The 12,525-nt window shown below is 31.6% G+C and carries 22 protein-coding genes; all 22 read right to left on the bottom strand.

Translation table 11 applies throughout. The features are described 5' to 3' along the window. Positions 1-66: 66 nt before the first annotated feature. Positions 67-1,434, bottom strand: a complete 1,368-nt coding sequence (gene secY, locus MBCUT_RS00255; RefSeq protein ID WP_067257246.1) for a preprotein translocase subunit SecY — start codon at positions 1,432-1,434, stop codon at positions 67-69. A gap of 391 nt (positions 1,435-1,825) precedes the next feature. Beyond that, on the bottom strand, positions 1,826-2,263 hold the full coding sequence (locus MBCUT_RS00260) for an uL15m family ribosomal protein (protein WP_067257249.1): 438 nt from the start codon (positions 2,261-2,263) through the stop codon (positions 1,826-1,828). Positions 2,264-2,283: 20 nt separating this feature from the next. Next, a complete protein-coding gene (locus tag MBCUT_RS00265) occupies positions 2,284-2,742 on the bottom strand; it encodes a 50S ribosomal protein L30 (protein WP_067257252.1) in 459 nt (152 codons plus the stop codon). A gap of 11 nt (positions 2,743-2,753) precedes the next feature. Continuing rightward, entirely contained in the window at positions 2,754-3,398 is a 645-nt protein-coding gene (rpsE, locus tag MBCUT_RS00270; RefSeq protein ID WP_067257255.1) for a 30S ribosomal protein S5, read from the bottom strand. 2 nt (positions 3,399-3,400) lie between these two features. After that, positions 3,401-3,976 carry a 50S ribosomal protein L18 gene (locus MBCUT_RS00275; RefSeq protein ID WP_067257257.1) on the bottom strand — a complete coding sequence of 192 codons (576 nt, stop codon included), beginning with the start codon at positions 3,974-3,976 and terminating at the stop codon, positions 3,401-3,403. A gap of 11 nt (positions 3,977-3,987) precedes the next feature. Further along, positions 3,988-4,434, bottom strand: a complete 447-nt coding sequence (locus MBCUT_RS00280; RefSeq protein ID WP_067257259.1) for a 50S ribosomal protein L19e — start codon at positions 4,432-4,434, stop codon at positions 3,988-3,990. Between the two features lie 411 nt (positions 4,435-4,845). Beyond that, on the bottom strand, positions 4,846-5,172 hold the full coding sequence (locus tag MBCUT_RS00285; protein WP_067257260.1) for a 50S ribosomal protein L32e: 327 nt from the start codon (positions 5,170-5,172) through the stop codon (positions 4,846-4,848). Between the two features lie 94 nt (positions 5,173-5,266). Beyond that, entirely contained in the window at positions 5,267-5,800 is a 534-nt protein-coding gene (locus MBCUT_RS00290) for a 50S ribosomal protein L6 (protein ID WP_067257263.1), read from the bottom strand. Between the two features lie 8 nt (positions 5,801-5,808). Continuing rightward, a complete protein-coding gene (locus MBCUT_RS00295) occupies positions 5,809-6,201 on the bottom strand; it encodes a 30S ribosomal protein S8 (RefSeq protein WP_067257267.1) in 393 nt (130 codons plus the stop codon). Positions 6,202-6,213: 12 nt separating this feature from the next. Next, complete coding sequence (locus MBCUT_RS00300; protein ID WP_067257270.1) at positions 6,214-6,360, bottom strand: 30S ribosomal protein S14; 147 nt, start codon at positions 6,358-6,360, stop codon at positions 6,214-6,216. 109 nt (positions 6,361-6,469) lie between these two features. Further along, positions 6,470-6,976 carry a 50S ribosomal protein L5 gene (locus MBCUT_RS00305; RefSeq protein WP_067257274.1) on the bottom strand — a complete coding sequence of 169 codons (507 nt, stop codon included), beginning with the start codon at positions 6,974-6,976 and terminating at the stop codon, positions 6,470-6,472. Continuing rightward, positions 6,977-7,705 (bottom strand): 30S ribosomal protein S4e, encoded by a 729-nt coding sequence (locus tag MBCUT_RS00310; RefSeq protein ID WP_067257276.1) that lies wholly within the window; start codon positions 7,703-7,705, stop codon positions 6,977-6,979. 1 nt (position 7,706) lies between these two features. Continuing rightward, entirely contained in the window at positions 7,707-8,060 is a 354-nt protein-coding gene (gene rplX, locus MBCUT_RS00315; RefSeq protein WP_067257279.1) for a 50S ribosomal protein L24, read from the bottom strand. A gap of 19 nt (positions 8,061-8,079) precedes the next feature. Then, positions 8,080-8,478, bottom strand: coding sequence for a 50S ribosomal protein L14 (locus MBCUT_RS00320; protein ID WP_067257291.1), 399 nt, complete (start codon positions 8,476-8,478; stop codon positions 8,080-8,082). Continuing rightward, the gene (locus MBCUT_RS00325; protein WP_067257294.1) at positions 8,479-8,799 is read right to left on the bottom strand and encodes a 30S ribosomal protein S17; all 321 of its coding nucleotides are present in this window, start codon (positions 8,797-8,799) and stop codon (positions 8,479-8,481) included. Positions 8,800-8,904: 105 nt separating this feature from the next. Continuing rightward, on the bottom strand, positions 8,905-9,195 hold the full coding sequence (gene rnp1 / locus MBCUT_RS00330; protein ID WP_067257296.1) for a ribonuclease P protein component 1: 291 nt from the start codon (positions 9,193-9,195) through the stop codon (positions 8,905-8,907). Between the two features lie 62 nt (positions 9,196-9,257). Further along, the gene (gene yciH / locus MBCUT_RS00335; RefSeq protein ID WP_067257299.1) at positions 9,258-9,599 is read right to left on the bottom strand and encodes a stress response translation initiation inhibitor YciH; all 342 of its coding nucleotides are present in this window, start codon (positions 9,597-9,599) and stop codon (positions 9,258-9,260) included. After that, a complete protein-coding gene (gene rpmC, locus MBCUT_RS00340; protein ID WP_067257300.1) occupies positions 9,600-9,806 on the bottom strand; it encodes a 50S ribosomal protein L29 in 207 nt (68 codons plus the stop codon). A gap of 118 nt (positions 9,807-9,924) precedes the next feature. Next, a complete protein-coding gene (locus tag MBCUT_RS00345) occupies positions 9,925-10,860 on the bottom strand; it encodes a 30S ribosomal protein S3 (protein ID WP_067257303.1) in 936 nt (311 codons plus the stop codon). 4 nt (positions 10,861-10,864) lie between these two features. After that, positions 10,865-11,323 (bottom strand): 50S ribosomal protein L22, encoded by a 459-nt coding sequence (locus MBCUT_RS00350; RefSeq protein WP_067257306.1) that lies wholly within the window; start codon positions 11,321-11,323, stop codon positions 10,865-10,867. A gap of 40 nt (positions 11,324-11,363) precedes the next feature. After that, entirely contained in the window at positions 11,364-11,774 is a 411-nt protein-coding gene (gene rpsS, locus MBCUT_RS00355; protein ID WP_067257308.1) for a 30S ribosomal protein S19, read from the bottom strand. 18 nt (positions 11,775-11,792) lie between these two features. Beyond that, positions 11,793-12,518: a 50S ribosomal protein L2 gene (locus tag MBCUT_RS00360; protein WP_067257310.1), complete on the bottom strand. Its 726-nt coding sequence runs from the start codon at positions 12,516-12,518 to the stop codon at positions 11,793-11,795. Positions 12,519-12,525 lie beyond the last annotated feature (7 nt).

The raw sequence follows: 12,525 nt of genomic DNA on the forward strand, positions 1-12,525 counted from the left end.
TACTAATTAATTCTCATACTAATTAATTATTTATTCTAATTACCTATTCATCTCAGAATTATTCTCTTAAGAATCCCCCAAGAATCTTCTTAACATAGGATGCATATCCATGAGTTGTTCTTGAGCTATTTCTTCATAAAGTTTATAAATAATACCTACAGTCAATAAAACTCCAGTTCCTCCACCGACAGCCTGAGTCAAATCAGCCCCAAATGCCAGTATACCAACAAAAGCACCACCAAGAACTGTTAAAGCAGGTATATATTTTTTCATTATTTTTTGAAGTTGTTTTTTACTACTTCTGAATCCAGGAATCTGAATTCCAGAGTCGTACAACTTTTTAGACACTTCTTTAGCATTTAAACCACTCATCTCTACCCATAGCCATGAGAAAAGAATACAGAATCCTACGAAAAATACACCATAAATCAATACTTTTAAAGGATCTGTAAAGAGCAATCCCAAACTCGAAGGAGTTGAAAGATAATATGCAATCCCACTAATAGCCTTACCATTTACAACTTCACCTAAAATTGGGGCTCCAACTCTCTGAAACACACTTGCCATTAGTGAAATATTTACAAGAAAAGCACTAGTTAAAATAACTGGCATATTACTTGCATAGATGAACTTTAAAGGATATTTAGCCACAGATCCTCTAATTCTTCCATGACCTCGAACTTGACCATGAGAAATTGGTATCTCTACTCTCATACTTTCACCATATACAGCCACTAAGAACACTCCAATGGTAGCTATTAGTGGAATCAGTATTGCAGGATCAGGAGAACCTGCCATTATTGATTGTATGAATTTAGGAATTATACCTGGCATGACACCTGGTTGGAATGCCGTTGGTAGGAAGTTAAATGCTCCTACTATAATTGCCTCTGAAACTCCAGCAGCAATGAATAATCCTACACCACTTCCAAAACCCCATTTTGATACAACTTCATCGAGGAAAATAATCAGTATAGATCCTATAACTAATTGAAGTAACAATATCCACTGAAGATCAGCACTTATAGGAATTAAACTTCCAGTAAATACAAGAACAGCTGCTTCAAATACTGTAAATACAATAGCTAGTACTTTTTGAGTACCTTGGAAGAGAGCCTTATCTTCATGTTTAGAAAGATCAAGTTTCAAAATCTTAGCTCCAACCAACAATTGCAAGACAATAGATGAAGTTACGATAGGACCAATTCCTAAAGTAAGAATTGAACTAAAACTACCTGCCATAACAGCTCTCATTTGAGCAAACTGATCTACTGATTGAGGACTCAATCCATAAAGAGGAATTTTTGTTAAAAAGAAATATAACAGTAATATAATAACTGTCCATTTAAGTTTCTCTTTAAAATCTTGCCTATGTATGGGTACCTTTACCTCAGGAAGTAGAGCAAACACCGGTTTTAAATATTCTAAAATCATTTTAATCCTCAGTACTATTTAAAATATAAAGAAAATACTAATCAAGATATTTAAAGATTTAAGCACCTCTTATCATTCAACTTTATAATTTTAATATAGTTTAATTTGAATATAATATTTAACTTTTTAATAAACTTTAATTTTAATCTGAATTGCTTTTATAATGTATTTTTTAATATTAATCTATTTTTTAATATAATTAAATTTAAGAAAATATTCATATTATTAATTATTGAATTAAATAGATTCTATAAAAAAGATTATTAATTTATATAATTATTAAATATGAAATTTGTATTGTAACTGTATTGTAATATATAAAGATTAATATATTTAAACTAGTGCCATATTTATAAAACACATACAGATATAATATATAGAAGAGTTAAAACTATAAATTTATAGCTTCTCCTCCAGCTTCTTGTATTTTATCTTCTGCAGAAGCAGAAAACATAGGAGATTTGATTGTTAAGGCTCTTGAAAGTCTTCCTTTTCCTAAAACTTTGTTATACCCTAAATCAGTTACATCTATAATAATAGCATCCCCTTCTTTGGTAGCTATTCCATTAGCCACTAATTTTTCTGAATGTTCATCTAAATAACCCAAATTAACAGGACTAACTTTTTTTATAGCTTTTTGAGGTCTTTTAAAACCATATTTGCCGAAATGATCTGGATCAAATTTAACAGTCCAAGTCCAATGGTGTTTACCCATTCCAGCTTTTCCTTTTCCACCTTTGTTACCTGCACCTCTTCTTTTTTTGGAACAGCCTCCTCCGATAGATCTTGATCCTCTCATTTTATTAATCTTACGAGTTTTTCTAATCATTATTACACCTACAATAATATCTAAGTCATTCTATTGACGAGATCTTTAATGACTTCGCCCCTATAACCTAAAGAGCCTCCTTCATTAATTGAAAGTCTAATACCTTCATATCCTTTTCGTGGAGGATGTAATCTAAAAATAGGTTTCATATCAATATCAGTAGCTTTAATCTCAGAATTAATCAATAAATTAGCGATTTCTTCAATAGAGGAATAATCAGTATTCTCTTTTAAATATTCATCAGTGACTTTTTTCCCACCAACAAATTCTCCTCTTTTAGATATAATTTCAGCTAAAGTATCAGAATCTATTTCACCCCAGGTGATATAATCTTTAGCTTTTTGAAGCATACCTTTATAATTAGGATTTTCTTCAACTAAAACACCATGATTAATCCTAGTTAATCTTAACATTTTTAAAGTATCAGCTATGCCTTTGTTGACACCAGTTGTACCTCGAATTCTAATAACAAAAAACATTAAAATCACCTTTAGTTAGAGCATACACCCATGCTCTTAAGATCTTTTTCAGTTGCTTTAACTTTGTTTAATCCTTTTAATGCTTCAAAAGTAGCATTTGCAAAGTTAACGGTTGTTTGAGTTTGACCACTTGATTTTGACCACACATCAGCTATTCCTGAAAGTTTCATTAAAGTTTTACCAACATCACCAATAGCTAAACCTACACCTGCTGGAGCTGGTATCAATACAACATTGACACTTCCAGTTTTACCTTGTACTTTGAAAGGAACAGTATGTTCTCTTCCACAAACACAACCCCAATCTCCACAGCCTCTTCTAACTTTTATGATGTTATATTTAGCATCATCAACAGCTTTTCGGATAGCTGGTCCAACTTCACGAGCTTTACCTTGACCTAATCCAACGTAACCATTCTTGTTACCTACTGCAACAATAACTCTGAAATTAACTTTTCTTCCAGATTTATGCATTCTTTGGACCAAGTTGACATCCATTACTTCTTCTTCTAGCTCTGGAAGCAAAGCATCTACTATTTCCAATTCCATTATTGGGAGACCTTTTTCAAAAATTTCATCAATATCGGTGATGGTTCCTTCTTTAACCATTCTACCAACCTTTGTTTTAGGTTCCCAATCTTCCATATTAAAACTCATAATTAGGCCTCATCAATTTTATTTTTAATTTCTTCAAAATGACTAGGTAAATCTGTTACTTGGAGTCCTCTTTCACCATATTTAGAAAATTGTTTTTTAATACCTTCATCATCTAATGATTTAGCATATTCAGCTATAGTTTCTCCAGATATACGATTATCCTCAGGTAAAATAGTTTCGCCATGAGGAATATTTAATCCTGCATCAGACGCTCCTTTAAGAGCTGCGAATATTTTAGATCCTCTGATAGGAGATTTTAACCCTATGTCTAAAACCACATCTGTTACACCTTTATCTAAAGCTTTCTTACCACAAAGATAAGCAGTTAAATAAGCTACGCTTATATTGCTAGTTCCACCTAACCATCCTATCTTTTCTAATTCTTTACTATGTGCAGATACGATGGTTTCATCCCCATCCTTTCCCACATTTATTATCTGAGCTATTACATTAGCATTAGAGATCCTAACTACAAATCTAGACTTGTCTAAATCTACTAATTTTATTCTGGCATTATAGTCAGTCTTTCCTTCTCTTCTTCTTCTAAATGCTACTTTATATTTTGATCCTTGTGCCACCTATATTCCTCCTATTTAATCAAATCATGGTCCCTGGCATAGGTTTTCATATAAGATTTACTTCTGAAGGCCCCACCTTTAGCCATTTTATATAATTTACGATAAGTTGTAGCATTGATCTCTTCTGCTTCACGCATACTTTTAAGATCCTTCCTCAAAGCACGGATAGTAGTCATCCAAACTTGTTTTTTAGGAGTACGAGCTTTTTTTGCTCCTTTTATGCTACCTCTACCTTTTCTTTTTCCTTTTTTCTTTTGTTCTTTTATTTTTTTTGATCTATAGCTGCTTATACCCTTTTGGGGTTTGGCTTTTATAGCTTTTTGATCTATTAGCTGCTTTACACCTTCTCTTGTAATAGCCCTTGATACTTCTTCAATTTGTTCAGGATCAATCCAAACACGATTAATCCCAACCTTAAGTATACTTGCAGCTAATCTCTTTTGAGTAGTAAGATTCATGAAAAACCTCCATTTTCAGCTTAGCTGATAAACTTGAATCATTTTAATTATTTATTCAAGTTTCCCTTATATTTTTAGTTATTAATTAATTTAATTAATTTTAATATTATCAAACTAATAGTTATTGACATAAGTTATACAAATTGTTATAAAAATTTCAATGTAATTATTTTAAAACATTACATTAGATTATTCATTATTTATATTAATCCATTTATTTGAGTTTATAATAATTAATCTTAATATAATTAATTTTAACATGATTATCTTTAATATCTATATTCCTTAATTTGTATTCCTTAATAATAGTTCATTAATATTATGTTATATGTCATAAGTAGTTAATATAATTAATAATAATAAATTTTAATAAATTAACTCAATTAAAACATTCATCTTAAATAGTTTTAGCTATTTATTTAATATTTTAATACCTAATTCTGATGCCTTAGTTAACATCAGCTCTTTTTTTCTTTTGCCAATAGTAGCACTAATTCTTCCTGCTTCAGTTTCAGGATCTAAATTTTCTAATTCAGACATATTTCGAACAAGAACATCTTTGAACCCAGATGGATGAAGTCCTCTCATAACTTTAGGAGAACCATATCCAATAGAAGGCATTGCAGGTTTCCCTGCTTCATATCTTCTCATTTTACTGGTTTTTCCTCTTGGACGTCTCCATTTTATTCCAAGTTTTTTATATCTGGCGTATTCTTGTCTTTTGAATTTTTTCTTCATTGAATCACCAATAAATAATACATTATTTTTTTAAGTTGTAGTATTGCATTAATAATCTATTTAATAATAATTCACTACATATACTCATTACACTCTAACTTTTATCTACAAGATATATTCCATCTTGGAACACTCTAGGGTCTCTTCCCTTAATTTTAGTAGCTTGCTCTAAATTAGCCATTGTTTGACCAACATCTTCTTTATTAATGCCTGTGACAGTTACTTCGTCACCTTTTACATTAACTTTAGTAGCACCTACAATATTAGCAGACCTAGGGTGTCTTTCACCTAAAAAATTGTCAATGCTTACTTTATTTCCTTTGACCTTTACAGTCATTGGAAAATGAGCAAAAACAATTTTCATTTTATATGTAAACCCACTTGTAACCCCAATAATCATGTTGGATATATGAGCTCGTGTGGTTCCAATCATAGATTTATCTTTCTTTTTAGGAAAAGAAGTTTCTAAAAGTACTTTGTCATCTTCTTTTTTAATAGATATATTAGGATATGTAAATTTCCTAGAAACTTCGCCTTGAGGCCCCTTAACAGTTAAAATATTACCAATAGCAACATCTACACCCTTAGGAATCAATATTTCTTCCTTAATAACAGCAGCTAGAACCATCTCATCACCTAATACATATAAGCCAGCAAACGACCGCCAATACCTTTCTCTTTAGCTTCATTATGAGTCATAATTCCTTCAGGAGTGGTTACGATCAAAATTCCAAAGTTTTTTGCTGGTAAATATCTTTTTTCAAATTTCTCAAATTCATCTTTTTTTACAGAATGACGAGGCTTTATAACACCACATTGATTTATGTTACCTTCTAATTCTACTTCAAATTTTCCGGCCTTATCATCATCTATATATTCAAATTCACTAATATAATTCTCTTTTTGCATTGTGCTCAATACTTGCCCAATTAATTTAGAGGCAGGAGAAATAGAACAAGATTCATTAACTTGAAGCTCATTATTTCTAATATTAGTTAGAGCATCTGCAAGAGGATCCATAAGAGTCATAATAAAACACCTCTAATTATATTTTTTAAATCCAATTTTAGGAGCAACTTCTCTAAAACATTGTCTACATAACATGAGTCCGTATCTTCGAATCATAGCAGAATGATCCCCACATCGACTACATTTTCTTGCTGCTTTTCCATATTTTCTTGGCAACATATCACCTTAAATTTTAGTTAATCATTTAATTGATTATTTAATCTTGATTTATTAATCTTGAATTTATAATTCAGTAAATTTTTTCAGTTAGTCGCTAATTTCAATTGAATTAGCTGATTTTCACTTGAAAATTATCTTCCATATATTTCATGGTTTCTTCTTTTTTAACCATATGTTTTTCAGGAATCTTTTTTTGCTGAATTTTTCTTCTTTTTACCCTATATCCTGGTTTTTCAAAGGTAATAGAAACATTCATTCCAAAAATACCAATATCTGGATCATAACGAATTCCTGGAATATCAATATGCTCTTCTATACCAAATGAAACATTACCTTGAGTATCAAACTGTTTTGATTTTATATTATTACCAATACCATCTAAAACCATTTTAATAGCTTTATTCGCACTTTCACCACGTAAAGTTACTTTACATGCAATTGGTTGATTCTTTCTAATTCCAAATTCAGGGTTTGTAACTTTAGAAAAAGTTTTAACAGGCTCTTGTCCAGTTAATTCAGATAAAAGCTTTATAGCACGAGATAATCTTTCTCCAGATTCTCCAACACCGATATTGAGAGTAGTTTTGGCTATGAGAACTTCTTCCATAGGATTCATCTAGTTACCTCCTGGAAGTGAAATTATAGGTTCATCTTTTCCTATAACAAAAGCATAATCTTTTAAAGTAAGAAATTCATTCTTTTTATCATTTTCAACAATGACAGTGTTAGGATTAGATGATTTATTAATAATAACTTCGTTAATTTTTCCTATTTCCCCAGTATGTTTACCACCAGTGATAAGAACCATAGCTCCTTCTTCAAATTTGAAATTATCTGTAATTTCTTGATTAGGAACATTTAAACTAACAACATCCCCAACAGAATAAGATTCATCTACAATCATATTCCTACCATCATGAAGATTTAATTGAGTTTTATTTTCTTTAATAGTAGTTTTATCAGTAATTTTACATAACTTAAATCCATCATTCCCCTTTGGAATGGGATGGAGGGTTAATCTACCTTTAGTATCTGGAAGAATCCTATAAGTTTCCTCAGTTTTTGGAATTTGAACTACATCCATAAACCCGACAGGATATTTATAATCTTTTCTAGCTCTACCGTCAACTAACACTTTACCAGTGTTAATAATTCTTTTAGCTTCTCTTGAATTATCAGCTAAACCTAAAATATCCCTGACAACAATCAATAATGACAATGATTCTTCGATTGCATGTGGTCCTGCTGCAGGCTTTACTGTCCATTTATTTTCTTTTGGGTGAATAGGCCAATTTTTAGGTGCTTTATATCTCTTAAGATGCTTTCTTGATCCCATTTTTGCCATTTTATTCCTCCCTTTCCATTATTCTATTTCTTCGTTCATCTTTTAAATCAGCATCCACAATCATTAAGTTGGATGGATGAATCGGTGAAAAGACTGAGGTTCCATCAGGTTTACTTAAAGTAACACCTTCAATTACAACTTTGTACTTTTTGGTATCAATACTTTCAACCTTCCCCTCATGATCTTTAAATTCACCACGCATGATTTTTACTGTGTCACCAGTTCTAATAGGTAAAGATCTTTTATTAAAATCTTCTCTTAAATCCTTACTTAAAGTAACACTCATTATTTTACGACGAGCGTGTAAAGGTGCATTATAAAGAGCTTTCCTCTGTTTTCTTGGCTGTTTTGACATTTTTATCACCATTAACTTATTAAACTAATATGCTTGCAGCACTTCCTACACTTGGCCATTTGTCAGCAGCTTCCTTAGCAACAGGTCCCCTTACTTCAGACCCTTTTAAAACTCCTTCAGGAGTTATTATGACAGCAGCATTATCTTCAAATTTCACACGAAGTCCATCAGCACGGCGGTATTCCTTTTTCTGTCTCACAACGACAGCGTTAACAACTTCCCGGCGCATATCTGCAGTTCCTTTCTTAACAGAAGCAACTACAAGATCACCAACACCAGCCACATCAAGCCTCCTACGTACTCCTTTATATCCCTTAACAGATATTATTTCAATTTCACGTGCACCTGTATTATCAACACATTGAAGACGAGCGCCAATAGGTAATGATTTAGATACATTAGATGTAGTAGCCTTCATTTACTTATCTCCTTTTACCTCAACTAAAACAAAATGTTTAGTTTTACTTAAAGGTCTACATTCTGCAATTTTGACTGAATCACCAATATTTACATTGATACAATCAGGTTTATGAACATTAATTTTAGACTTTCTTTTTTCATATCTTTCATATTTTCGTATGAATTTGTAGAAACTACGTTCTACTGTAATAGTTCTTTCTGCTTTATCACTAGTGACAATTCCTTCTAAAATTTGTCCCCTAACTGGTAAAGTTCCGTGAAATGGGCAGTTTGAATCATTACATTCAGTTTCTATCTGTTGAACATTAAGACCAACCATGTTATCACCACATAACTATAATTAAATTAATAATTTATAATAATTTTAAGTTATTCATTTTAAGATTGAATAAACAACCATGAAATAATCATGATTAAATAATCATTATAATTTTTTATATCTCTTTTTAATCCTATCTTCTGGACGATTAAACAATATTTTCCCATCAATCTCGACCCATTCTTCACTCGGTAGCAAAAAATGGAAAATTGAAACATTTTTAGGAATCATTTTAGTTTCAGTCCCTTTTTCATTTTTAGTTTCAATTGAGATAGTTTTTTTCGTCTCATCTATGATATTTCCACTAATTCCAATTAAAGATTCATTAGAACTCTCAATAACTTCAACATATAATCCAATCAATTCATGATAGAAAATATTTTTTGATGTTATCATAATTATCAATTGTATTGACTAAATTAAAATTGTAAATTGATATCATGAAAAATGATAAAAGATTAATTTCTTCTTTTTCTATTGAATTTTCTATCAGCATCTCTGATTTCAATAGTATCAGAAGAAAAGCCCATATCAGATAAAACTTCTTTGACCTTTCTTTTATGATCACCTTGAAGTTCTATTTGACCTTTTTTAGCAGTACCTCCACAGGCACAACGAGCTTTTAACTCTTTAGTTAATTCTTTTATATCAATATCATGTTCATCTATGCCTTCTACAATTGTCATAAGTTTTCCGAATCTTCTCCTAACTGTAAACACTTTTACAGTTTGAACTTCTCTTGCAATTTCTTCACAAACACAAAGTTCCTCAGGAAGACCACATACATCACAGATTTTCATTTACTTCTCCTTTTGTTTTTGACTCATAATTGTGAGAACACGAGCAATAGTTCTCTTAAGTTCTCTAATTTTTCCAGGATTTTCATTAACCCCAGCAGCAGCACTTTTAGAAATATTTTTGGCTAATTCTGCTTTGAGTTCAGTCAATTTTTCTTGAATGTCCTCAATTTCCATTTCCCAAATTTCTTTACTTCTTAAAATCGCCATTCATTTCAACTCTTAGTAATTTTTAAATTATAGCTCAATTGATCAATGTATTAAATAACTTTCAAATATTAATCAACTGAGTTATTAGATTAATTGAATAAATTAATTAATAAATTAATCATTCTTTCTTATCTTCAGATGATTCTTTACTAGATCCATCTTTAGAATCTTTTTCAACTTCATCATCTTTTAGAATCTTTTCAGCTGTTTCTTCAATAGCTTCTTCTTCCACTTCTTCTTCAGCTATTTCTTCAATTATTTCTTCCATAGCTTCATCTTCCGTTTCTTTTTCGACTATTTCTTCAACTATTTCTTCAAGCTCTTCAAGCTCTTCAATTTCTTCTAATTCTTCTAGATTTTCAAGTTCTTTCTCTTCTTCAACCAATTCCTCATCAGAAGGCTCTTGTGAAATTTTTACAATTTCTTCATCTTCTTCAACTATATTTTCAATAGTTTCTTCTTTTGGAGGAAGAATATCCACTTTATCAGGTAATACTGCATCAGGAGGCATTATTCTAACAAAAATACCTAAAACTCCTGGTTTTAATTGTACAGTAGCAAAGCCTTCCTTAACAAACCTTGTTGATGGTTCACCACATTTTTTGATGTAACCTTCTACAAACTTAGCAACAGCAGACCTTGAGCCTCTAATTTTACCAGATATAGTTACTTCGACACCTTGAGCTCCAGCACCCATTATCCTACGAATAGTTGAGTAAGCTACTCTTCTAAAATGCATCCCTCTTTGTAACATTGAAGCTATTTTATAAGCCATAATTTTTGGATTCAATTCAGGTACATCAAGTTCTTTTACTTCTACTTGAGGATTATCAAGATCAAAATTAGTCTTAAGAGTTTGAGTTATTGCTCTTACGGTTTTACCACCTCTACCAATAACCATTCCTGGTCTTTCAGCATATACAACAACCATTGTACCAAGAGGAGTGATTTGAATATCCATTCCACCGTAACCTGCTCTTTCAAGCTCACTTTCTAAATATTCATCAATCTTAGTCCGTTTAAGACCTTCAGTGACAAAATCTTTTTCAATCATTAATTTAAGCCTCCTCTAAAACGATTTGCACATGGGTTGTTGGTGTGTTAAAAGGAGTTACTCTTCCAAATGCCCTTTGAATTCCCCCTTTCATAACAAAACCTCTATGGCTGGAAATATGAATAATTTTTAAATTTTCAGTATCCAAACCATTATACTCAGCATTAGCTTCAGCATTTTCTAATATTTTTAGAATTTCTGTAGATGCTTTAACAGGGTATCGCCCACTAGGCCAACCTTTTAGTTCTTTTCTATGACCTACTTTTTTATTGTGTCTTTTGAAAGGAACAGCTTTTTTCATTTCAATTACTTCTTGTAAGTAATTTTTAGCTTTTTCCAATTCCATTCCTCTAACTGCCCTACATATCTCAACAGCATGTTTTGGAGAAATCTTAAGAGATCTGCCCATTGCACGAGCTGTTTTAGATTTATCGTTATTATAAGCATATTTAATATCAGCCATGAAATAATCTCCTTATAAACTATAATCTACTCTTATTCTCCTATTTAAGAGGTACAAACATAGAGGATCGAGTAGCTCCCATACCAGGGTCTCCATGTTGAACTCTCTGTCTAGTCGGTGCAAATTCACCAAAGTATGAACCAATCATTTCAGCTGTTAATTCCACTTCAATAAATTGTTTACCATTGTATATACCGAATATGGTTCCTACCATTTCTGGAAGAACTATCATATCCCTGCAATGAGTCTTAATTACTATAGGCTTTCCACCTTTTTTCTCTTGTTTTTTCAATTTTCTAAATTTATCCAGCACGATTTGTTGTCTTGGTAAAAATCCTCTTTTTAAAGATCTTCTTTGCCTTGCTGGTAATATTTTTATTAAATCATCTAAAGACATATCTTGTAATTCCTTTAGAGTGTAACCTTGATATTTAAATTCTTTTCTTGCCAAACATTCACCACCTTAATTTTACCTTCTCTTACCTGTTCTTTTAGCTGCAATAGAACCAACTTTCCTTCCTGGAGGTGCATGTCTTGAAATTGTAGTAGGTCGTCCAGGATGTTGTCTATTTCCTCCACCATGAGGGTGATCTACTGCATTCATAGCTACTCCCCTTACAGTCATAGATTTTTTACCCTTAGCTTTAAGAGCATGCCATCTTTTACCTGCTTTAAGGAATGGTTTATCTTTTCGTCCTCCACCAGCTACAACACCTACAGTTGCTCTGCAAGATGGATTGAAAGATTTTAACTCTCCAGATGGGAGTTCAATAACTGCTTTATCCGCATCATGTGTGATTAAAGAAGCATAAGTCCCAGAAGATCGGACAAATCGGCCACCATCTCCTGGTCTATTTTCAATATTATAAATAGGAGTTCCTTCTGGAATTTCAGCTAAAGGTAATGAATTTCCAAAACTTATTGAAGCTGAAATACCACATTCGATATCATCATCAATTTGAATACTTTCAGGAGCTAATATAAATTTATTTTCACCATTTTCAAATTTAACAAGAGCTATAGGCGCAGATCTTCCAGGATCATGGACTATATCCGCAACTTTTCCTTTTAAGCTACCTTCTTTTTCCAAATTATCATAAGACCTGTATTGAATCTTATCTTTGAAACGGTGGGAAGCACTACGATAAGCAGGAGTTCCTCTTCCTCTTCTTTGGTGTATTAATCGTTTTCCCATTTTATTT

It is taken from the genome of Methanobrevibacter cuticularis, assembly GCF_001639285.1.
GTDB classification, from domain to species: domain Archaea; phylum Methanobacteriota; class Methanobacteria; order Methanobacteriales; family Methanobacteriaceae; genus Methanobaculum; species Methanobaculum cuticulare.